Source organism: Cupriavidus sp. 05L411 (assembly GCF_056398045.1).
Genome location: NZ_JBFTOQ010000021.1, coordinates 1 through 21,846 on the forward strand (window position 1 = coordinate 1; position 21,846 = coordinate 21,846).

Annotated in this window: 18 protein-coding genes and 2 pseudogenes; 16 read left to right on the forward strand and 4 right to left on the reverse strand. The window is 64.8% G+C overall.

Annotated elements, in window-relative coordinates:
• The 3 genes and pseudogenes from AC1DQR_RS23235 to map all read right to left on the reverse strand — a co-directional run.
• Window positions 1-606, reverse strand: a pseudogene (locus tag AC1DQR_RS23235) (pseudouridine synthase); the annotation flags it as partial.
• A gap of 23 nt (window positions 607-629) precedes the next feature.
• Window positions 630-3,215 (reverse strand): [protein-PII] uridylyltransferase, encoded by a 2,586-nt coding sequence (locus tag AC1DQR_RS23240; protein ID WP_174425213.1) that lies wholly within the window; start codon window positions 3,213-3,215, stop codon window positions 630-632.
• Between the two features lie 67 nt (window positions 3,216-3,282).
• Window positions 3,283-4,104 (reverse strand): annotated as a pseudogene (gene map / locus AC1DQR_RS23245) (type I methionyl aminopeptidase); the annotation flags it as partial.
• Between the two features lie 386 nt (window positions 4,105-4,490).
• Here map and rpsB point away from each other — a divergent pair.
• The 16 genes from rpsB (at window position 4,491) to AC1DQR_RS23325 (ending at window position 20,700) form a co-directional block, all read left to right on the forward strand.
• The gene (gene rpsB / locus AC1DQR_RS23250; protein WP_477133874.1) at window positions 4,491-5,234 is read left to right on the forward strand and encodes a 30S ribosomal protein S2; all 744 of its coding nucleotides are present in this window, start codon (window positions 4,491-4,493) and stop codon (window positions 5,232-5,234) included.
• A gap of 265 nt (window positions 5,235-5,499) precedes the next feature.
• Complete coding sequence (tsf, locus tag AC1DQR_RS23255) at window positions 5,500-6,378, forward strand: translation elongation factor Ts (RefSeq protein ID WP_416048783.1); 879 nt, start codon at window positions 5,500-5,502, stop codon at window positions 6,376-6,378.
• A gap of 325 nt (window positions 6,379-6,703) precedes the next feature.
• Complete coding sequence (gene pyrH, locus AC1DQR_RS23260) at window positions 6,704-7,414, forward strand: UMP kinase (protein ID WP_043346948.1); 711 nt, start codon at window positions 6,704-6,706, stop codon at window positions 7,412-7,414.
• A gap of 120 nt (window positions 7,415-7,534) precedes the next feature.
• Complete coding sequence (frr, locus tag AC1DQR_RS23265) at window positions 7,535-8,095, forward strand: ribosome recycling factor (RefSeq protein WP_043346946.1); 561 nt, start codon at window positions 7,535-7,537, stop codon at window positions 8,093-8,095.
• Window positions 8,096-8,148: 53 nt separating this feature from the next.
• Window positions 8,149-8,922 carry an isoprenyl transferase gene (locus AC1DQR_RS23270; protein ID WP_174425188.1) on the forward strand — a complete coding sequence of 258 codons (774 nt, stop codon included), beginning with the start codon at window positions 8,149-8,151 and terminating at the stop codon, window positions 8,920-8,922.
• Between the two features lie 38 nt (window positions 8,923-8,960).
• Window positions 8,961-9,782, forward strand: coding sequence for a phosphatidate cytidylyltransferase (locus AC1DQR_RS23275; RefSeq protein WP_477133875.1), 822 nt, complete (start codon window positions 8,961-8,963; stop codon window positions 9,780-9,782).
• A gap of 11 nt (window positions 9,783-9,793) precedes the next feature.
• A complete protein-coding gene (gene ispC, locus AC1DQR_RS23280) occupies window positions 9,794-10,972 on the forward strand; it encodes a 1-deoxy-D-xylulose-5-phosphate reductoisomerase (protein WP_416048782.1) in 1,179 nt (392 codons plus the stop codon).
• 138 nt (window positions 10,973-11,110) lie between these two features.
• Window positions 11,111-12,502 (forward strand): RIP metalloprotease RseP, encoded by a 1,392-nt coding sequence (gene rseP, locus AC1DQR_RS23285; RefSeq protein ID WP_477133876.1) that lies wholly within the window; start codon window positions 11,111-11,113, stop codon window positions 12,500-12,502.
• Between the two features lie 98 nt (window positions 12,503-12,600).
• A complete protein-coding gene (gene bamA / locus AC1DQR_RS23290) occupies window positions 12,601-14,934 on the forward strand; it encodes an outer membrane protein assembly factor BamA (protein ID WP_416048780.1) in 2,334 nt (777 codons plus the stop codon).
• Between the two features lie 36 nt (window positions 14,935-14,970).
• A complete protein-coding gene (locus AC1DQR_RS23295) occupies window positions 14,971-15,498 on the forward strand; it encodes an OmpH/Skp family outer membrane protein (RefSeq protein ID WP_416048779.1) in 528 nt (175 codons plus the stop codon).
• A gap of 34 nt (window positions 15,499-15,532) precedes the next feature.
• Complete coding sequence (gene lpxD / locus AC1DQR_RS23300) at window positions 15,533-16,639, forward strand: UDP-3-O-(3-hydroxymyristoyl)glucosamine N-acyltransferase (protein ID WP_477133877.1); 1,107 nt, start codon at window positions 15,533-15,535, stop codon at window positions 16,637-16,639.
• Complete coding sequence (gene fabZ, locus AC1DQR_RS23305; RefSeq protein ID WP_253928189.1) at window positions 16,636-17,085, forward strand: 3-hydroxyacyl-ACP dehydratase FabZ; 450 nt, start codon at window positions 16,636-16,638, stop codon at window positions 17,083-17,085. Before lpxD ends, fabZ begins: the two co-directional genes overlap by 4 nt.
• 102 nt (window positions 17,086-17,187) lie before the next feature.
• A complete protein-coding gene (gene lpxA / locus AC1DQR_RS23310; protein ID WP_174425182.1) occupies window positions 17,188-17,991 on the forward strand; it encodes an acyl-ACP--UDP-N-acetylglucosamine O-acyltransferase in 804 nt (267 codons plus the stop codon).
• A gap of 14 nt (window positions 17,992-18,005) precedes the next feature.
• Window positions 18,006-19,211 (forward strand): lipid-A-disaccharide synthase, encoded by a 1,206-nt coding sequence (gene lpxB, locus AC1DQR_RS23315; protein ID WP_477133878.1) that lies wholly within the window; start codon window positions 18,006-18,008, stop codon window positions 19,209-19,211.
• Window positions 19,211-19,921: a ribonuclease HII gene (rnhB, locus tag AC1DQR_RS23320; protein ID WP_416048776.1), complete on the forward strand. Its 711-nt coding sequence runs from the start codon at window positions 19,211-19,213 to the stop codon at window positions 19,919-19,921. Before lpxB ends, rnhB begins: the two co-directional genes overlap by 1 nt.
• Complete coding sequence (locus tag AC1DQR_RS23325; protein WP_416048775.1) at window positions 19,918-20,700, forward strand: TrmH family RNA methyltransferase; 783 nt, start codon at window positions 19,918-19,920, stop codon at window positions 20,698-20,700. The genes rnhB and AC1DQR_RS23325 overlap by 4 nt, the downstream gene beginning before the upstream one ends.
• A 60-nt stretch (window positions 20,701-20,760) precedes the next feature.
• Here the strand turns inward: AC1DQR_RS23325 and ppsR are convergent, their stop codons facing one another.
• Window positions 20,761-21,675, reverse strand: a complete 915-nt coding sequence (gene ppsR, locus AC1DQR_RS23330) for a posphoenolpyruvate synthetase regulatory kinase/phosphorylase PpsR (protein WP_416048774.1) — start codon at window positions 21,673-21,675, stop codon at window positions 20,761-20,763.
• Between the last annotated feature and the right edge of the window lie 171 nt (window positions 21,676-21,846).

Here is a 21,846-nt window from a genome sequence, read left to right on the forward strand (position 1 = left end):
GGTGAAACGGCGCGGACGGTCCTGGCCTTCGCCGGAGCCGAAATTGCGCGGGCGGTCGTTGCCTTCACCGCCAAAGCGGCGGGGCCGATCCTGGCCTTCACCCGGGGTGAAACGACGCGGACGGTCCTGGCCTTCGCCGGAGCCGAAATTGCGCGGGCGGTCGTTGCCTTCGCCAGCAAAGCGGCGGGGCCGATCCTGGCCTTCGCCGGAGCCGAAATTGCGTGGGCGGTCGTTGCCTTCACCGCCAAAGCGGCGGGGCCGATCCTGGCCTTCACCCGGGGTGAAACGGCGCGGACGGTCCTGGCCTTCGCCGGAGCCGAAATTGCGTGGGCGGTCGTTGCTGTCGCCGGCAAAGCGGCGGGGCCGATCCTGGCCTTCGCCCGTGCGCGGGCCGCGCGGCGGGCGCTGGCCAGCGTCTTCCGCTTTCTTGCGGCCGCCGGCGCGTTCCTGTGCCTGCTTGATGCCGTCGACCACGGCGCGCACGCGTCCGCGGTTCAGGTCGGACACCCGCACCGGCCGGGTGGCGGCGAGTTTGCGGGCATTGCCCTCGGGCGCGGCGGTCTTGATGCCCAGCGTCTTGCGCTTGGGCGAATTGCTATCGGTCATATCTTCTATGTGGGGCGTCCGGCCTAGATGGCCAGCGCCGCCAGCAGGTCCTGTTCAAGCTGTAACTGCAGTTTGTTATCCGAGGCGAGGCGGCTGCCATCGACCAGGAAAACGTCTTCCACCCGCTCGCCGAGCGTATTGATGCGGGCGGTATGCACCGAGGTGCGATGTTTGGCCAGTACGCGGGAGATCGCGTACAGCAGGCCGGTGCGGTCGTTGGCCGACAAGGAAAGCAGGTAGTACTGGCCGCGTTCGTCGGGGCGCAGGTCCACGCGCGGCTTGATCGGGAAGCTGCGCGACTGGCGCGACAACCGCCCCTGGGCGGGTTCCGGCAGCGCGCCTTGCTGCTGCAGGCGCTCGGCCAGTTCATGCTCCACCAGCGCGATGATGTCGCGGTAGTTGCCGCTGGCATCGCTGCTGATGCCCGGGTCGGTCACCTGGAAGGTATCCAGCGCATAGCCGTGGCGCGTGGTGTGGATCTTGGCTTCCTGGATGGAGAAGCTCTTGCGCTCGAAATAGCCGCAGATGCGCGCGAACACGTCGGGCTGGTCCTTGACGTAGACCGCCACCTGCAGGCCTTCGCCCGCGGGCGACAGGCGCGCCTTGACCACCGGCACCGGGCTGTCCACCTTGTTGTACAGGTGCCGCGTGAGCCAGGCGATGTCGCGCGCGTCGTGGCGCAGGAAGAAGGCCACGTCGAGCTGGGCCCACAATGGCTTGCCCAGTTCCGGGTCGAACGCCTTGAGCCGCAGCTGCGCAATGGTGTCGTCCTTGCGCTGAGCCCACAGCGAGTGCGGGTCCACGCGCGCGCCGCCCAGCACGCGTAGCGTGATGCGGTAGAGGTCTTCCAGCAGTTTGCCCTTCCACGCGTTCCACACCTTGGGGCTGGTACCGCGGATATCGGCCACGGTCAGCAGGTAGAGCGCGGTCAGGTAGCGTTCGGTGCCGACCACGCGGGCGAAGGCATGGATCACGTCCGCATCGGTCAGGTCTTGCTTCTGCGCGACATGGCTCATGGTCAGGTGATGCTCGACCAGCCAGGCGATCAGGTCGGCATCTTCGCGCTCGATGCCGTGCTGCTTGCAAAAGCGACGCGCATCCGCCGTGCCGAGCTTGGAGTGATCGCCGCCACGGCCCTTGGCGATATCGTGGAACAGCGCCGCCACCCACAGCACCCAGGGGCGGTCGAAGGTGGCCATCAGCTGGCTGCAGAAGGGGAACTCGTGCGTGTGCTCGACGATGGCGAAGCGGCGCATGTTGCGCACCACCATCAGGATGTGCTGGTCCACCGTGTAGACGTGGAACAGGTCGTGCTGCATCTGCCCGACGATACGGCGGAAGTTGATCAGGTAGCGGCCCAGCACGCTGGTCTGGTTCATCAGGCGCAGCGCGTGGGTGATGCCCTGCGGCTCCTGCACGATGGCGAGGAACAAGCGGCGGTTCACCGGATCGTTGCGCCAGCTCGCGTCCATCACCGTGCGGGCGTTGTACAGTCCGCGCAGCGTGCGCGGCGACAAGCCCTTGACGCCCGGCGTGCGCTCGTACACCAGGAAGGTCTCCAGGATGGCGTGGGGCTCGCGCTCGTAGAGATCGTCGCTGGTGATCTCGAGCATGCCCTGGCGTTCCACGAAGCGCTCGTTGATGACGCGCGTCACCTTGGACTCGCTCGGGAACAACATGGCCTCGATATTGAGCAGCAGCACAATATTGAGCTGCGTGACCGCCTTGGCTGCCCAGTAGTAACGGCGCATCAGCTGCTCGCTGGCGCGCTTGTTATTGTTCTGGCGGTAGCCGAAGGCCTCGGCCAGCGCGGTCTGCAGGTCGAACACCAGCACGTCCTGGCGGCGCCCGGCCACCAGATGCAGGCGCGCGCGGATGGTCTTGAGCAGGCGCTCGTTGCGGGCGAGTTCCTGCGCTTCGCGCTCGCTCAGCAGCCCGCGCTCGAACAGTTCCTTCCAGCTGTCGCCCAGCCCGGCGGCCTTGGTCATCCACAGGATTACCTGCAGGTCGCGCAGGCCACCGGGGCTTTCCTTGCTGTTGGGCTCGAGCGAATAGGGTGTGTCCTGGTACTTGGCGTGGCGCTGGCGCATTTCCAGCAGCTTGGCCTGGAAGAAGGCGCGCGGGTCCAGGTCGGCCTGGTAGCGCGTCTGCAGCTCGGCAAACAGCTTGCGGTTGCCCGTCAGCAGGCGCGCTTCCAGCAAGGACGTCTGGATCGTCACGTCCTGGCGCGATTCGCGGATGCAGTCGTCCACGGTACGCACGGCGGAGCCGATTTCAAGGCCCAGGTCCCAGCACAGGCCAATGAATTTCTCCAGCCTGGAGGTGGTGTCCTCGTCGGGCTCCGATGGCAGCAACAGCAGCACATCCACATCGGAAAACGGGAACAGCTCGCCGCGCCCGTAGCCGCCCACCGCCACCAGCGCGCTGTCGTCCGGCAGGCCCAGGCCGCGCCAGGCTTCGACCAGCGCGGCATCGACCGCGCGCCGCAGGCGCGTCAGCAGGTGGCCGACATGGCCGTGCGCGTTGAAGTCCGCGAACACGGCCTGCTTGTCGGCTTTCAACTGATCGCGAACACGGGTGGCGAGGATGATTTCCGGCGTGGCGTCCATGGCTAGGGCTTGGGGCATCGAAGGGACGGCTGAAACAAGAAGGGCGCCAACTTTGGCGCCCGTAGCGTCAGGCTGTAACAGAATCAGTGACGAACGACGGCGGCGCCTGCGTGCCCGCGGAGACGGTGAGCACGTCGTAGCCGGTCTCGGTCACCAGGATGGTGTGCTCCCACTGCGCGGACAGGCTGCGGTCACGCGTCTTGACGGTCCAGTGGTCGGGCATCGTGCGGATATCGCGTTTGCCGGCGTTGACCATCGGCTCGATCGTGAAGATCATGCCGGCCTGGATTTCCATGCCGGTGCCGGGGCGGCCGTAGTGCAGGATCTGCGGGTCCTCGTGGAAGTTCTTGCCGATGCCATGGCCGCAGTACTCGCGCACCACGGTATAGCCGGCCGCTTCCGCATGGACCTGGATCACATGGCCGATATCGCCGAGGCGGGCGCCGGGGCGCACTTGGGCGATGCCCTTCCACATGCATTCGAAGGTGATCTGCGCCAGGCGCTTGGCCAGGATCGAGCCCTCACCGGCAATGAACATGCGGCTGGTGTCGCCGTAGTAGCCTTCCTTGGTGATCACGGTGATGTCGAGGTTCACCGCGTCGCCGGACTTCAGCACGCGCTCGCCCGGGATGCCATGGCAAATCACGTCGTTGACCGACGTGCAGATGGCGCCGGGGAAGGGGGGGTAGCCGGGCGGCGCATAATTCAGGGGCGCGGGTACCGTGCCCTGCACATCGCACATATAGGCGTGGCACAGCCGGTCGAGTTCGCCGGTGGTGACCCCCGGCTTGACGAAGGGCGTGATGTAGTCGAGGACCTCGGAGGCCAGCCGGCAGGCTACCCGCATTTGGGCGATATCGTCGGCGTTCTTGATATGGATGCTCATGCTGCTCGCAAAAGTGGCGGCGAAGCCACGGGCTGCGCCTCAAATTGAATCTGAAAGTGGGATTATCGCACCATCGGGCACCAACCGCAGCCGAAAACGGGCTTCGCCGGCTACAGGCGCCTGCTTTCCATGGCAAGTGGCCCCTTGAGCGAAGTCCTATTTTGTTGCTACAATCGCTGGCTAGCCTTCTTGCGGCTACCTGGCAGGCCGATGTGGCCTTGCGGGCAGCAGCTGGCGGGCCGGGCAGTCGCTACTGTGCTGCGGTATTTGACAGGCGCCTTGCGCTTATTAAATACAAAGTTATTGAAATTGCGAGTCCGTCCATCCGGGGTGTTCCTTTTCAGGAATGTCGGGGCGGACTTCAGACCTAACCCTTTTGGAGATTTTTCATGTCCGTKACCATGCGCGAAATGCTGGAAGCCGGYKKCCACTTCGGCCACCARACCCGCTWCTGGAACCCCAAGATGGCTCCGTACATCTTCGGCCATCGCAACAAGATCCATATTATCAACCTCGAAAAGACGTTGCCGATGTTCCAGGACGCGCTGAAGTACGTGCGTCAACTGGCAGCAAACCGCGGCACCGTGCTGTTCGTGGGCACCAAGCGTCAATCGCGCGAAATCCTGGCTGAAGAAGCAGGCCGCGCCGGCATGCCTTACGTCGATGCCCGCTGGCTCGGCGGCATGATGACCAACTTCAAGACCGTCAAGATCTCGATCAAGCGCCTGAAGGACATGGAAGCCGCCAAGGAAGCTGGCGCGCTGGAAACCATGAGCAAGAAGGAAGCCCTGATGTTCGAGCGCGAAATGGACAAGCTGCAAAAGTCCATCGGCGGCATCAAGGACATGGGCGGCGTGCCTGACGCCATCTTCGTGGTCGACGTCGGCTACCACAAGATTGCCGTGACCGAAGCCAAGAAGCTGGGCGTGCCCGTCATCGGCGTGGTCGATACCAACCACTCGCCGGAAGGCATCGACTACGTGATCCCGGGCAACGACGACTCGAGCAAGGCAGTTGCCCTGTACGTGCGCGGCGTGGCCGACGCGATCCTGGAAGGCCGTGCAAACGCCGTGCAGGACGTGGTTGAAGCCGCACGCGGCGGCGACGATTTCGTCGAAGTCGAAGAAGCCTAAAGGCTTGCTGCCGAGAGGACCCCGTACCGCGCGCATCGCAAGCTGACACATCATCGCTAGCCAACCGGCCCCTGGGTCGGGGCGCTGCGCGCAGCCGGGGGCTTTCCGGCAACCGAGGGGGCGAATCTTACGCCCCCTTTTTTCGAATTGTTGTCATCCGCCCCTGGCATGATCTGGCGCGGGTGAAGTTGAACTTACCTCCGGTCCCGGATCGCGCCACATCGACGGCGGGGTAGGGCGGGGCGAACCATTCAAGGAGTGACAAATGGCGGCAATTACCGCAAGCATGGTGGCAGAACTGCGCGCGAAGACCGACGCGCCGATGATGGAATGCAAGAAGGCCCTGACCGAGGCCGAAGGCAACCTGGAAAAGGCTGAAGAGCTGCTGCGCGTCAAGCTGGGCAACAAGGCCAGCAAGGCCGCTTCGCGCGTGACCGCCGAAGGCGTGGTCGTGTCCTTCATCGAAGGTACCACCGGCGCGCTGGTGGAACTGAACTGCGAAACCGACTTCGTGTCGAAGAACGATGACTTCATGGCGTTCTCGAACAAGGTCGCCGAACTGGTCGCCAAGCAGAACCCGGCCGACGTGGCAGCGCTGTCGGCGCTGGAAATCGACGGCGTGACCGTGGAAGCCACCCGTACCGCCCTGATCGGCAAGATCGGCGAAAACCTGACGATCCGCCGTTTTGCCCGCTACGCCAATGGCGGCAAGCTGGCTGCTTACCTGCACGGCACCCGCATCGGCGTGATGGTCGAGTTCGACGGCGACGAAACCGCCGCCAAGGACGTGGCCATGCACGTTGCCGCGATGAAGCCGGTGTCGCTGTCGTCCGCCGACGTGCCCGCCGACCTGATCGCCAAGGAACGCAGCATCGCCGAGCAAAAGGCTGCCGAATCGGGCAAGCCGGCCGAAATCGTCGCCAAGATGGTTGACGGCTCGGTGCAGAAGTACCTGAAGGAAGTGTCGCTGTTCAACCAGACCTTCGTGAAGAACGACAAGCAGACCGTCGAGCAGATGCTCAAGGCCGCCAACACCACGGTCAAGGGTTTCACCCTGTACGTGGTCGGTGAAGGCATCGAGAAGAAGCAGGACGACTTCGCCGCTGAAGTGGCCGCCCAAGTGGCAGCTGCCCAAAAGGCCTGAAGTCCTGGCGGCCAGGGTGCCCGGTAGGGTGCCCCACCGGTCGCCGTATAATGCCGAGGGGCACCGCAAGGTGCCCCTCGGCACAAATGACCGCGCCGCGCTTACCCGTGCGGCGCGGGCTTGGTAGCCCGTTTCCGCAGTCGTCTGACCTGCCGTGCCCCAGGGGCGCTTTGAACGCGAGTTTTCGTGTGTTATCGCGCTGTTGCCGTGCCGGAGCCAGGCCACCCCGAAAACCGGCTTTTATAGCGGCGGCACGCCGATCCGTGCCGCCTGCCTTCAAATATCCGGCTCAACAGAACGAGCCGAACCAGCTCCGGGGATCAATATGCCAGCCTATAAGCGCGTCCTACTGAAATTGTCCGGCGAGGCCCTGATGGGCGATGATGCCTTCGGCATTAACCGCTCCACCATCGAAAGCATGGTCAATGACATCGCCGAGATCGTGAGGCTGGGCGTCCAGGTCGCGGTGGTGATTGGCGGGGGCAATATTTTCCGCGGCGTGGCCGGCGGGGCAGCGGGCATGGACCGTGCGACGGCCGACTACATGGGCATGCTGGCCACCATGATGAATGCGCTGGCCCTGCAGGACGCCATGCGCCACGCCGACATCGTGGGCCGCGTGCAGTCGGCCCTGCGCATGGACCAGGTGGTCGAACCTTACATCCGCCCGCGCGCCATCCGCCAGCTAGAGGAGGGCAAGGTGGTGATCTTCGCCGCCGGCACCGGCAACCCGTTCTTCACCACCGATACCGCGGCGGCCTTGCGCGGCGCGGAAATCGGCGCGGAGATCGTGCTCAAGGCGACCAAGGTCGACGGCGTCTACACCGCCGACCCCAAGAAGGACCCCAGCGCCACGCGTTACACCACCATCTCCTTTGATGAGGCTATCTCACGCAACCTGCAGGTGATGGATGCTACGGCATTCGCCCTGTGCCGCGACCAGAAGCTGCCGATCAAGGTGTTCTCCATCGTCAAGCCGGGCGCGCTCAAACGCGTAATCCTGGGCGAAGACGAAGGTACGCTGGTGCACGTATAAGTGCTGCACCAGGCGCTGGCGCGCTGCCGCCGAAGGTGGCGCGCGTGCCGGCAAAGAGTAGAATGATTCATTTTCGATCCCGCCGTCCGGGATCATGGTTACCCGTTTTCGGAGGTAAAGATGAGCGTCGCCGACACCAAGAAGAGCGTCGAGCAGAAAATGCAAAAGACCATTGAAGCGTTCAAGGCCGACCTGGCCAAGATTCGCACTGGTCGTGCACACACAGGTCTGCTCGACCACGTGCAAGTGGATTACTACGGCTCCCCGGTGCCGATCAGCCAGGTGGCCAACGTCGGCCTGGCCGATTCGCGCACCATCAGCGTGCAGCCTTGGGAAAAGAAGATGGTCAGCGCCATCGAGAAGGCCATCCGCGACGCGGACCTGGGCCTGAACCCGTCGACCATGGGCGAGACTATCCGCGTGCCCATGCCCATGCTGACCGAAGAGCGCCGCAAGGAACTCGCCAAGGTCGTCAAGGGCGAGGCCGAGGGCGCCAAGATCGCCGTGCGCAACCTGCGCCGCGATGCCAACGAGCAGTTCAAGAAGCTGGTCAAGGACAAAGCCATTTCCGAGGACGACGAGCGCCGCGGCCAGGACGATGTCCAGAAGCTGACCGACAAGTTCGTTGCCGAGATCGACAGGATGGTCGCTGAGAAGGACAAGGAGATCATGACGGTGTGACGCATGATGCGGCGGCTTGCCAGCCGCCGCCGTGTCCGGTACCGTTTCCCATCATGCATCACATCAGTTCCACGCTCAGCGTCCCCGACTCTACCTATGTGCCCCGCCACGTCGCCATCATCATGGATGGCAACGGCCGCTGGGCGACCCAGCGGCACCTGCCACGCGTAGCCGGCCACAGCCGTGGCCTGGATGCCGTCCGGGCCGTGGTGGAGGCCTGCGCCGCGCGTGGCGTGCAGTACCTGACCCTGTTCGCGTTCAGTTCCGAGAACTGGCGCCGCCCGGCGGACGAAGTCTCGTTCCTGATGCGGCTGTTCATGACCGCGCTGCGCCGTGAGGTGATCAAGATGCACGCCAACAACATCCGGGTGCGGGTGGTTGGCGACCTGAGCCGCTTCAGCCCGCGCATCCAGCAGCTGATCGCCGATGCCGAGGCCCGCACGGACGGCAACACCGGCCTGACGGTGACCATCGCCGCCAATTACGGCGGCCGCTGGGACCTGCTCCAGGCCATGCGCAAGATGCTGGCGCGCTCGCCCATGCTCGATCCGGAATCCGTGGACGAATCCGTGCTCGCGCCGCACCTGGCCATGGCTTACGCGCCGGAGCCGGACCTGTTCATCCGCACCGGCGGCGAGCAGCGCATCAGCAACTTCCTGCTGTGGCAGCTGGCCTACTCCGAGCTCTATTTCACCGACGTGTTCTGGCCGGATTTCAGCGCTGCGGAGCTCGACAAGGCGTTTGCCTCGTACCGGCAGCGCGAGCGCCGCTTCGGCCGTACCAGCGCGCAAGTGGTCGCACCACCCGGCCTTTCCGGCACCGCCTGAAGCCCGTTTTCCATTTTTTCACCGGAATCCCGCAGCGCATGCTTCTTACCCGTGTCATCACCGCCGTATGCCTGTTGCTGCTGATCCTGCCGATCCTGTTCCTGGCGCCTCCGTCGGCGCTGGCCGGTCTGGTGGCGGTGATCGTCGTCCTGGCGGGCTGGGAATTTGGCCGCCTGATCGGGCTGCGCGGCTTCTGGCCCTATGTCTATGCGGTGGCCTGCCTGGTCGCCCTGATCGGCTGGCATGACGCCGCAGACCGCCAGGCGCTGACGCGCCTGATGCAGATCGGCGTGGCCTGCTGGGGCGTCGCCGTGGTGCTTCTGGCGCGCGGCGTGCGCCAGGCGAGCCCGTCCTTTACCTTGCTGGGGGCCATTCTCGGCTTGTTCATGCTGCCGGCGTTCGGCCATGCCACCCTGATCCTGCGCGAGCTGGGCATCGGGGTGCTGCTGTCCGTTGCGGTGTTGGTCTGGGCTGCCGATATCGGCGCCTATTTCGTTGGCAAGGCGATCGGGCGGCGCAAGCTTGCCCCGACCATCAGCCCGGGCAAGTCCTGGGAAGGCGCCCTCGGCGGCTGGCTGCTGGTGCTGCTGATCGCACTCGGGCTGGCCGCTACCCAAGCTTTTTCCCCGACCTGGTTCTCTCGCATGGCCGACCACAACGGCCTGGCTGTCGTGGCGCTGCTGTCGACCCTGCTGGTGGTCGCCAGCGTCGTCGGCGATCTCTTCGAGTCGTTGCTCAAGCGCCAGGTTGGCATGAAGGACAGCAGCCGGCTGTTGCCCGGCCATGGCGGCGTGCTCGATCGGATCGACGCGCTGTTGCCCGTGTTTCCGCTGGCCGCCTTGCTGGCCATCTATCTTTGAGTTGATCTGATATGCGTCGTATTACCGTCCTGGGTGCCACCGGCTCGATCGGGGAGAGTACGCTTGATGTGGTCAAGCGCCACCCCGAGCGCTATGCCGTCCATGCGCTGACGGCGCACCGGCAGGTCGACAAGCTGGCGGCGCAGTGCCGCGAGTTCCGCCCGGCGCACGCCGTGGTCGGCACCGCCCAGGCTGCGAGCGAGCTGCAGGCGCTGTTGCGTGCCGACGGCATCAAAACCGAGGTGGGCTATGGCGAAGGGGCACTGGAAGCGGTGGCGGTCGATCCCGCGGCCGATTCGGTGATGGCCGCCATCGTCGGCGCCGCCGGGCTGCGTCCCACGCTGGCCGCGGCGCGGGCGGGCAAACGCGTGCTGCTGGCCAACAAGGAAGCGCTGGTGATGTCGGGCCGGCTCTTCATGGATGCCGTGCGCGAGCACGGCGCCACGCTGCTGCCGATCGACAGCGAGCACAATGCCATCTTCCAGTGCCTGCCGGCGGACGATCCGCGCCTGAGCGCAGGCGTCTCGAAGATCCTGCTGACGGCTTCCGGCGGCCCGTTCCGGACTCGGGACCCGGCCACCTTGCACGATATCTCGCCGGACGAGGCCTGTGCCCATCCGAACTGGGTGATGGGCCGCAAGATCTCGGTCGACTCCGCCACCATGATGAACAAGGGGCTGGAGGTGATCGAGGCGCACTGGCTGTTCGCCGCGCCGGCGGACCGCATCGAGGTGCTGATCCACCCGCAGAGCATCGTGCATTCGATGGTGTCCTACGCGGACGGCTCGGTGCTGGCCCAGCTCGGCAACCCGGACATGCGTACGCCGATCGCCTACGGGCTCGCCTATCCCGAGCGCATGCACGCGGGCGTTTCCCCGCTGGACCTTACCCGTGCCGGCGCCCTGACCTTCGAAACCCCGGATCTGGCGCGTTTTCCCTGCCTGGGCCTGGCGTTCGACGCCTTGCGGGCGGGCGGGGTGGCCCCGGCCGTCCTGAACGCCGCCAACGAGGTTGCCGTCGAGGCCTTCCTGCAAGGCCGGATCCGTTTTACCGACATCGCGCGCATCGTGGCCCAGGTGTTGGCGCAGGCCTCGCCGGGCAGTGTCGACACGCTGGAAGGCGTGATGGACGTCGACCAGGATGCGCGCCGCCGCGCCGGCGCCTTGCTGGAAAGCGCGCGTTCGTGCTGACGCCGGTGGCGGCGCGGCCGGGATCGGCGACAATAGCGGCGCGCCGGCCGATGCCGGCGCACCGGTTGCCGCGCCTCGTGCCCGGTGTCTACTTTGTGCCATCGGGGCGTTCCGGCCCCTGACGACAAGCTGCCTGCCATGCAAACTGTAATTGCTTTCGTCGCTGCCCTTTGCATCCTGATCTATTTCCACGAAATGGGTCACTACCTGGCCGCGCGCCTGTGCGGGGTCAAGGTGCTGCGCTTCTCGATCGGCTTCGGGCGGCCACTGGTACGCTGGGTGTCCAAGGGGCGGGACCGTACCGAGTGGACCATCGCCGCGATTCCGCTCGGCGGCTACGTCAAGATGCTCGATGAGCGGGAGAGCGATCYGGGTCATGACGCGCCGCTCGATCCTGCGGATCTGCCACGCGCCTTCAACCGGCAACCGGTGGCCAAGCGCTTCGCGATCGTGGCAGCCGGGCCGCTGGCCAACTTTGCCCTGGCCATCGTGCTGTATTTCGTGCTGTTTGCCGGCGGCATGCGCGAGGCCGCGCCCATCGTCGCGGCGCCGCCTGCCGGCACCCCCGCGGCGGCGGCGGGCTTGCGCGAGGGCGACCGCGTGCTGGCGCTGCAGGCCAACGGCGAGACCGAGCAGGTGCGTTCCTGGAACGACCTGCGCATGGCCGTGTTCGCCCAGGGTTTTGGCGACGCCAGCGCGGTGCTGCACGTGCGCGCTGCCGATGGCGCCGAGCGGGATGTGAAGCTGCCGCGGCTGCCGAACACCGGCGGCAATCCCGAACAAGACCCGCTTGCCACGCTGGGGCTGGCCCTCAAGGGCGGGCCGGTGACGATCACTGAAGTCTTGCCGGACTCCGCCGCGCAACGCGCTGGCCTGCGCCAGGGCGATCGCGTGGTGGCCTGGCAAGGACGCCCACTGACCCAGGCTGGCGAACTGATCCGCGGGGTCAGGGCGCGGCCAGGCGCCGAGGTCGCGCTTGGCATCGAGCGGGAGGGCCGGCGCCTGGATGTGCCCGTGAAGCTCGATACGGTCCCCGCGGCGGAGGGTGCCAGCGCGGCAGCCGCCGCCACCGGCAAGCTGGGCGCCGCGCTGAGCCAGGCGGTCGAGATGGAAACCGTGCGCTACCAGCCGGTCGAGGCGCTGAGCCGCGCGGTCGGGCAGGTCTGGAACACCAGCGCGCTCTCGCTCAAGCTGCTCGGAAAGATGCTGGTGGGGCAGGCTTCGCTGCAGAACCTGAGCGGCCCGCTGACCGTGGCGGACTACGCGGGGCGCGCCGCTCACCTCGGATGGCAGCCCTTTGTCGGCTTCCTGGCGTTGGTCAGTGTTAGCCTCGGTGTATTGAATTTGTTACCTATTCCGGTATTGGATGGGGGTCATTTGCTGTATTATTGCGTTGAATTTTTGACTGGCAGGCCCGTACCAGACCACTGGCAGGCTGTGCTGCAGAAGGTCGGCATTGCCTGCGTCTTGCTCCTGACTTCGCTCGCCTTGTTCAACGATGTCAGCCGGCTGTTTTTAGCGCGCGGCTAGACATAGGTTGCCGGCTGCGGCGTGCGGGTGTCACTGACACCCCGCGCCGGATGCCGAGCCAAGGCGCAGCCCCGTGAAGCATCGGAGCCCAATCCTGCATGGAATCAAAGAGGGGATCAAGATTGATCAGACATAAGCGCATCTCGCTGGGCGTGCTGGCGAGTGCCATCATCGCGGCCTGGACCCCAGTGAGTTGGGCCGCGGAGCCATTCGTCGTCAAGGACATTCGTGTCGAGGGCCTGCAGCGGGTCGAGCCGGGTACGGTGTTCGGCTACCTGCCGGTCAAGGTCGGCGAAACCTTCAGCGACGACAAGGGCGCGGACGCCATTCGTGCCCTGTATAACACCGGGTTCTTCAAGGATGTCCAGATCCGTTCCGAGGACGGCGTGCTGGTAGTCCAGGTGGAAGAGCGCCCCGCCATCTCGCAGCTCGAGTTCGTCGGCATCAAGGAATTCGACAAGGACACCTTGCGCCGCTCGCTGCGCGCGGTGGGCGTGGCCGAGGCCCGGTACTACGACAAGGCCCTGATCGACAAGGCAGAGCAGGAGCTCAAGCGCCAGTACGTGGCGCGCGGCTACTATGCCGCCGACATCCAGACCACGATCACCCCGGTTGACCGCAACCGCGTATCGGTGGTGTTCAATGTCGACGAAGGTCCGGTGGCCAAGATCCGCCAGATCAATATCGTTGGCAACAAGGCCTTCAAGGAAAGCACGCTGCGCGATGAAATGCAGCTGTCGACCCCGAACTGGCTGTCCTGGTACACCAAGAACGACCTGTATTCCAAGCAAAAGCTCACCGCCGACCTGGAAGCACTGCGTTCGTACTATCTGAACCGCGGCTACCTCGAGTTCGCTATTGAATCGACGCAGGTGTCGATCACGCCGGACAAGAAGGACATCTTCCTGACGTTGAACATCAAGGAAGGCGACCAGTACAAGGTGTCGGACATCCGCCTCGCGGGCGAGCTGCTCGGCAAGCAGGCCGAGATGGAAAAACTGCTCAAGCTGCAGAAGGGCGAGGTCTTTTCGTCCGAGAAGCTGACCCAGAGCACCAAGGCCATTACTGACCTGCTGGGCACCTACGGCTACGCGTTCACCACCATCAACCCGCAGCCGCAGATCGACAAGGAAAAGCGTGAAGTCGCGCTGACCCTGATGGTCGATCCGGGCCGTCGCGTCTATGTGCGCCGCGTCAACGTGGTGGGCAACAGCAAGACGCGCGACGAAGTGGTGCGCCGCGAAATGCGTCAGATGGAAAGCTCGTGGTTCGACAGCGAAAAGCTGACACAATCGCAGGCCCGTATCAACCGTACCGGCTACTTCACCGACACCAACATCACCACCGAGGACGTGCCCGGCGCGCCCGACCAGGTCGATGTGAACGTCAACGTGACCGAGAAGCCGACCGGACAGATCAGCCTGGGCCTGGGTTTCTCCTCCACGGACAAGCTGGTGCTGCAAGCCGGCCTGCGCCAGGACAACGTGTTCGGGTCGGGTACCAGCCTTGGCCTGGACGTGAACACCGCGAAGTCCTTCCGCACAATCTCGCTGACGCAATACGATCCGTATTTCACGGTGGACGGCATCAGCCGCTCGACCGATATCTACTATCGTACGTCGCGGCCGCTGTATTACACCGGCGACCAGGACTACAAGATCGTTTCGGAGGGCGGCAACGTCAAGTTCGGCGTGCCGTTCACGGAAACGGATACCGTGTTCTTCGGCATCGGCTACGAGCGTACCCAGGTGACCATCTCGCCGAACACGCCGATTCAGTACGGCCAGTGGCTGACCAAGATCGGGAAGTCGAGCGGCGATCCGATCAACAACTTCCCGTTCACGATCGGCTGGGCCCGCGACCGCCGCGACAGCGCGCTGGTCCCGACCAAGGGACCCTACACGCAGGTCAACCTTGAAGTGGGCGTGCCCGGCGGCGATACGCAGTACTATCGCGCCAGTGCCCAGCAGCAATATTTCTATCCGCTGTCCAAGGCCTTCACGCTGGCCTTCAACGGTGAAGTGGCTTACGGTCACGGCTATGGCAATACGCCGTTCCCGGTGTTCAAGAACTTCTACGCCGGTGGTATCGGCTCGGTTCGCGGCTACCAGACCAGCACGCTGGGCAAGAAGGACCAGAACGGCAACCCGATTGGTGGCGCTTCCAAGATGATCGGCAACGTCGAATTCATCTTCCCGCTGCCGGGTTCGGGTGTGGACCGGACGCTGCGCCTGTTCACCTTCTTCGACTTCGGTAACGTGTACGAGGAAGGGGCCCCGATACTGTTCAGCCAGCTCAAGTATTCGACGGGCCTGGGCATGTCCTGGCTGTCGCCGATCGGTCCGCTCAAGATCAGCGTGGGCTTCCCGCTGAAGAAGGACGAGACCGACAAGGTACAGCGCTTCCAGTTCCAGATCGGTACTGCATTCTGATCGGGCATAGAAGATAGAAGATTGAGGAACGGATTCATGAAAACAACATTCCCATTGATCAAGAACCTGACGGCGGCTGCGCTGACGGCTGGCGCGCTGCTGGCAGCCGCGCCCGCCATGGCGCAGGAAGCGCGCATCGCCGCGGTCAATTCCGAGCGTATCCTGCGTGATTCGGTGCCTGCCAAGCAGGCCCAGGTCAAGCTGGAGCAGGAGTTCTCCAAGCGCGACCGCGAGTTGCAGGACATGGCCCAGAAGATCAAGGGCATGGCCGACAAGCTCGACAAGGACACCGCCGTGCTGGCCGATGCCGACCGCCAGCGCCGTCAACGCGAAGTGGCCGATCTCGATCGCGAATTCCAGCGCAAGCAACGTGAATTCCGCGAGGACCTGAACCAGCGCCGCAACGAGGAACTGGCCCAGGTGCTGGAGCGCGCCAACCGCGTGATCCGTCAGCTTGCGGAGCAGCGCAAGTACGACCTGATCGTGCAAGAGGCCGTGTACGTCAATCCTCGCATCGACATTACCGACGATGTGATGAAAGCGCTGAACGCCGGCAGCAAGTAAGCTGCCAGTTTTCGCCGTCCAAGGAAGTACTGCCATGCAAACACCCACACTGGGTCAGCTCGCCACCGATACCGGCGCGCAGGTTGTGGGTGATCCCGACCTCGCCGTGCGCGGCCTCGCGCCGCTCGACCAGGCCGGCCCCGACCAGCTCTCGTTTCTCTCGAATCCCCTATACCTGCCGCAGGCGCTGGCCTCCGGTGCCGGCGCCGTGATCGTGTCGGCGGCCGACCTGGAGCGCATTCGCGCCGAAGGGCAGGCCGGCGGCCGCAACTGGCTGGTGGCACGCAATCCCTATGTGTGCTTTGCACGTATCGCGCAGGGGTTCGATCGACGCGCCAATACCGATCACCGTACCGGCATCGACCCGCGTGCCAGCGTGGCGCCCGATGCCGTGGTGCCGGCGTCCTGCTTTATCGGCCCCAACGTGGTGATCGAGAGCGGGGCCAGGCTTGGCGAGCGGGTGCGTATCCTGGCCAACAGCTTTGTCGGCGCCGGGGCGCAGATCGGCGATGACACGCTGATCTTCGCCAATGTCTCGGTCTATCACCAGTGCGTGGTGGGCGTGAGGTGCATACTGCACAGCGGTGTGGTGCTGGGTGCGGATGGCTTCGGCTTCGCCCCGGACATCGGCCCGGCTGGCGTCGAATACGTCAAGATTCCCCAGACCGGCCGCGCTGTGCTGGGCAATGACGTCGAGGTCGGCGCCAATACCGCCATCGACCGCGGCGCCATGGCCGACACGATCATCGAGGACGGCTGCAAGATCGACAACCAGGTACAGATCGCGCATAACGTGCGGGTCGGCGCGCATACTGTGATCGCGGGATGCGCGGCGATTGCCGGCAGTACCAAGGTCGGGCGCTTCTGCGTGATCGGGGGCTCGGCCAACTTTGCCGGCCACCTGAACATTGCCGACCGCACCACGGTGTCCGGTGGCACTTCGATCACTAAATCCATTTCCAAGCCCGGCGGGCATTTCACCAGCGTGTTCCCGGTCCAGCCGCATGGCGAGTGGGAACGCACCGCAGCCACCTTGCGAGGCCTGAGCAAATTGCGTGATCGCGTGATCCAGCTCGAGAAGCGCTTGCAAGGGCAGGACGCCGGCAAATCTATCCAGCATACCGAAGAGAAAAAACCATGAACGCCGTCGATATCGACATCCGCAAGATCCTCAAGCTGCTGCCGCATCGTTACCCGTTCCTGATGGTAGACCGCGTGCTTGAACTGGAGCCGCAAAAGCGTATCAAAACGCTGAAGAACGTCACCATGAACGAGCCGTACTTCCAGGGCCATTTCCCGGGTCACCCCGTGATGCCGGGCGTGATGATCCTCGAAGCGCTGGCGCAGTCGGCCGGCTTGCTGACCTTCGGCGAAGACGTAGAGCGCAAGGAAGACTCGCTGTATTACTTGGTCGGCATCGACGGCGCGCGCTTCAAGCAGGTCGTGACGCCGGGCGACCAGCTCCACATGACGGTATCTGTCGAGCGCTATATCCGCGGCATCTGGAAGTTCAAGGCATTTGCCACTGTCGACGACAAGGTGGCTTGTGAAGCTGAGATGATGTGCACCGTCAAACAAGCCGACTAGAAACCCGCCTTCAGGGCTACGTCCTGAAGGCGAGTCTTGGACGTATTCGGCTCATTGTGTTGACCGTTCAATCTTTTCATCTCAGACCATAGGACAGGACGCATGACGCAAATCCATCCCAGCGCACTGGTTGACCCGAAGGCCGAGCTTGCAGCCGACGTGACCGTCGGGCCGTTTTCCATCGTGGGTCCCCACGTGCGCCTTGGCAGCGGTACCCAGGTGGGCGCGCATACCACCATCGAAGGGCATACCACTGTTGGCGCGGATAACCGCATCGGGCCTTACGCTTCGGTGGGCGGCACGCCGCAGGACATGAAGTACCGCAACGAGCCGACCCGGCTGGTGATCGGTGATCGCAATACCATTCGCGAATTCACCACCATCCACACCGGCACGGTGCAGGACCAGGGCGTGACCAGCATCGGCGACGACAACTGGATCATGGCCTACGTGCACATCGCGCACGATTGCCAGGTGGGCAACCACACGGTGTTCTCCAGCAACGCGCAGATCGCCGGCCACGTGCAGGTGGGCGACTGGGCCATTCTTGGCGGGATGAGCGGGGTGCACCAGTTCGTGCGCATCGGCGCGCACGCGATGCTGGGCGGCGCCTCGGCCCTGGTGCAGGACCTGCCTCCGTTCGTGATCGCCGCTGGCGACAAGGGCGGCAATAAGGCGACGCCGCACGGCATCAACGTGGAAGGCATGCGCCGCCGTGGCTTTGACGCCGCGCAGATCGCGGCCCTGCGCCAGGCTTACAAGGTACTGTACAAGTCCGACCTGAGCTTTGAAGCCGCCCGCAACGAGATCGCGCAACTGATTGCGCAGGCCGAAGGCACCGCCACGGCTCCGTTGCAGGATTTCCTCGACTTCATTGCCGCCACGCAGCGCGGCATTGTGCGCTGAAGCCGGATACAGCCATGGTCGACGGTGTCCTACCGGCCATGGAGGCCATGCCGGTTGCGGCGGGCGCGGGAAATCGCGGCACCATTGCCATGGTGGCTGGCGAGAACTCCGGCGACCTGCTTGCCTCCCTGTTGATGGGCGGGCTCAAGGCCCGCCTCGGTGAAGTGAGCTACGCCGGCATTGGCGGCCCACGCATGATGGCGCAGGGGTTCGAGTCGCAATGGCCGATGGACACGCTCTCGGTCAACGGCTACGTGGAGGTGCTGGGCTCGCTGCGCGAGATTCTCGCCACGCGCCGCGCCATCAAGGAAAAGCTGCTGGCGCAGCCGCCGCTGTGCTTTATCGGCGTGGACGCGCCGGATTTCAACTTCGGGCTCGAGGTGCCGCTGCGCCGTGCCGGCATTCCGGTGGTGCACTTCGTCAGCCCGTCGATCTGGGCTTGGCGCGGCGGGCGCATCCGCACCATCGCGCGCGCGGTCGACCACATCCTGTGCCTGTTTCCGTTCGAGCCGGAGATCTACGCCCGCGCGGGGATTCCCGCCACCTATGTGGGCCATCCGCTGGCCGACGTGATTCCGATGGTGCCGGACACGCAGGGCGCCCGCGAGAAGCTTGGCCTGCCGGCCGGGCTGCGTGTGGTGGCCGTGCTGCCCGGTAGCCGGCAGTCCGAGGTGCGCAACCTGGGCGCGACTTTCTTCGCGGCCATGGCGCGCATGCACAGCATGGACGGCAATCTCGCCTTTGTGCTGCCCGTTGCCAGCGCGCCGCTGCGAGAGATCGTCGTGGGCCTGCACCAGCAGTATCCGCAGATCCCGCTGACCATCATCGACGGGCAGTCTCACCTGGCCATGGAAGCCGCCGACGTGATCCTGCTGGCTAGCGGTACCGCCACGCTGGAAGCCGCGCTGTACAAGAAGCCCATGGTGATTTCGTACAAGGTGCCCTGGCTGACCGCGCAGATCATGAAGCGGCAGGGTTACCTGCCGTATGTGGGCCTGCCCAACATCCTGTCCGGGCGTTTTGTCGTGCCCGAGTTGTTGCAGGATGATGCCACGCCCGAGGCATTGGCGCGCGAGACRCTGCTGCAGCTGAACGACGAAGGCAATACCGCGTTCCTGCGCGACCATTTCACCCAGATGCACCAGACGCTTAAACGCAATACCGCCGAGATCGCTTCGGCTGTGGTCGCCGACCTGATCCGGCAGCGGAGGGGCGTGTAATGGCGCGCCGACCTACAGCCACCGCCAAGGGCGATTCGGCCCAGCTCGGCTTTGACCTGGCCGGCACCGCCGCGCAGGTACGCCATTTGTGCGGCGTGGATGAAGCGGGCAGGGGCCCGCTGGCCGGCCCGGTCTACGCCGCCGCTGTGGTGCTGGATCCGGCTCGCCCGATCCAGGGCCTGGCGGACTCCAAGGTGCTGACCGCGCGCCGCCGCGAGGCGCTGTTCGACGAGATTCGCGAGCGCGCCCTGGGCTGGCATATCGCCCAGGCTTCGGTGGAAGAAATCGACACGATCAACATCCTGCATGCCACCATGCTGGCCATGCAGCGTGCCGTGCACGGCCTGGCTGATTCCGGCCTGGAGCCGGACCTGGTGCAGGTCGACGGCAACCGCTGCCCGCAGGTGCGCTTTGCGGTCGAGGCCATCGTGAAAGGCGATGCCAAGGTGCAGGCCATCTCGGCGGCTTCCATCCTTGCCAAGGTGGCGCGAGACCGCGAGCTACTGGTGCTGCATGCCGCATACCCGCAGTACGGCTTCGATGCCCACGCAGGTTACGGCACGCCGCAGCACCTGGCCGCGCTTGCCGAGTTCGGCGCCACGCCGCACCACCGGCGCTCGTTTGCGCCCGTGCGCGAAGCCATCGCGATGGGGCGGATCGCGCCCGTGGCCGCCATCCCGGCGCCAGCATTCCCGGAGCCGCTACAGTGAAACACGTCACGTCGCGCGAAAACGCGCTGTTCAAGCACCTCAAGGCACTGACTGGTTCCACGCATGCACGCCGCAAGGCGGGGCAGTCGGTGCTGGATGGCGTGCACCTGGCACAAGCCTACCTGGACGCGCTGGGCCAGCCGGTGCAGTGCGTGGTGTCGGAGCGGCACTACGATCATGCCGAGGTGGCGCAGCTGCTCAGGCAGATCGAGCCCGAGCGCGTAGTCCTGCTGGCGGATGCCTTGTTCGATCTGATCGCCGGCGTGGTCAACGGCATCGACCTGATGCTGGTCATCGATACGCCCTCCGGCCACCTGCCATCGCATATCGACACCGATTGCATCATCCTGGACGGCGTCCAGGATGCCGGCAATGTCGGCTCTATCCTGCGCAGCGCCGCGGCCGCAGGCATCCAGCACGCCTTCCTCGTCACGGGCAGCGCCTTCGCCTGGTCCACCAAGACGCTGCGTGCTGCCATGGGCGCCAATTTCCACCTGAACATTGTCGAGCACTGCACGCTCGACATGCTGGCGCCGCGCCTCGCGGTGCCGCTGCTGGCCACGTCCTCGCACGCGCAGGCAGCTGTGTTCGACACGGACCTGCGCGCGCCGGTAGGCTGGGTGGTCGGCAATGAAGGCGCGGGTGTGAGCCCGGAGTGGATGGCCAAGGTCAGCCGCACGGTGGGCATTCCCCAGCCGGGTGGGCTGGAGTCGCTGAATGTGGCGGCCGCGACGGCGATCTGCCTGTTCGAGGCGGTGCGGCAGCGCCGTCCTGGTTAAGCCTGCCACCACTTCGCCGCACTGACGGGCCTGCGCGCCCGCCGTGCGGCGTCAGCTGACTCAATAGTTGCTGTCGCGGTCCACCTTGATCTCTTGCAGGATCGTGGTGGCGATCTCTTCGATCGACTTGTGGGTGGACGACAGCCACTTGATACCCTCGCGGCGCATCATGGCCTCGGCCTCGTTGACCTCGTAGCGGCAGTTTTCCGGCGCGGCGTACTTGCTGCCCGGACGCCGCTCGTTGCGGATCTCGGCCAGGCGCTGCGGGTTGATCGACAATCCGAAGATCTTGCTCTTGAACGCGTAGAGCGCGGTGGGCAGCTTGCCACGCTCGAAGTCGTCTGGAATCAGCGGGTAGTTGGCCGCCTTCAGCCCGTACTGCATGGCAAGGTAAAGGCTGGTCGGGGTCTTGCCGCTGCGCGACACGCCCACCAGGATGATGTCGGCCTCGGCCAGGTTCTTGTGCGACTGGCCATCGTCATGCGCGAGCGAGAAGTTGATCGCCTCGATGCGGTTCTGGTAGGCCTCGGTGTCCGCGTTCTGGTGAAAACGGCCGATTGCATGGGTGGACTTCAGGCCGAGTTCCTTCTCCAGCGGCTCGATGAAAGTCTGGAACATGTCCAGGATCATGGCCTTGGCGCGGCGGATCGCCTTGTTTGACTCCTGGTTGACCAGGGTGGTGAAGACGATGGGCTGCACGCCCTCCGCGTAGAACGCCTCGTTGATCTTGCCCACTGCGATATGCGCTTTTTCGGGCGTGTCGACGAACGGCATGCGCACCTTGCGGAAACGCATCTCGAACTGGGCCAGGATCGAGTGGCTGAAGGTCTCGGCGGTAATGCCGGTGCCATCGGAGACGATAAAGACCGTGCGGATGGCGGGGCGCTCCTCCTCCTCCTTACGCGGTTCCTGGGGGTGCTGCGGCGCAAGTGGCGCGGCGGGAGCGTCGGGCTGGGGAGCGTCGGGGAGGGACATGTATGGACAATTATTTTTGAATCCGCGTTCCGCGAAAGTGCGGTGCGGCACGGTAGAATAGCGGCGATCTTTTCGCTAAGCAATTCCGCCAGCGCTGTTGGTACAACGATTCGGCCACGAATTGTCAACAATGTGCGCTGCAGCAATCACGATCGCACACCGATTGTGAGC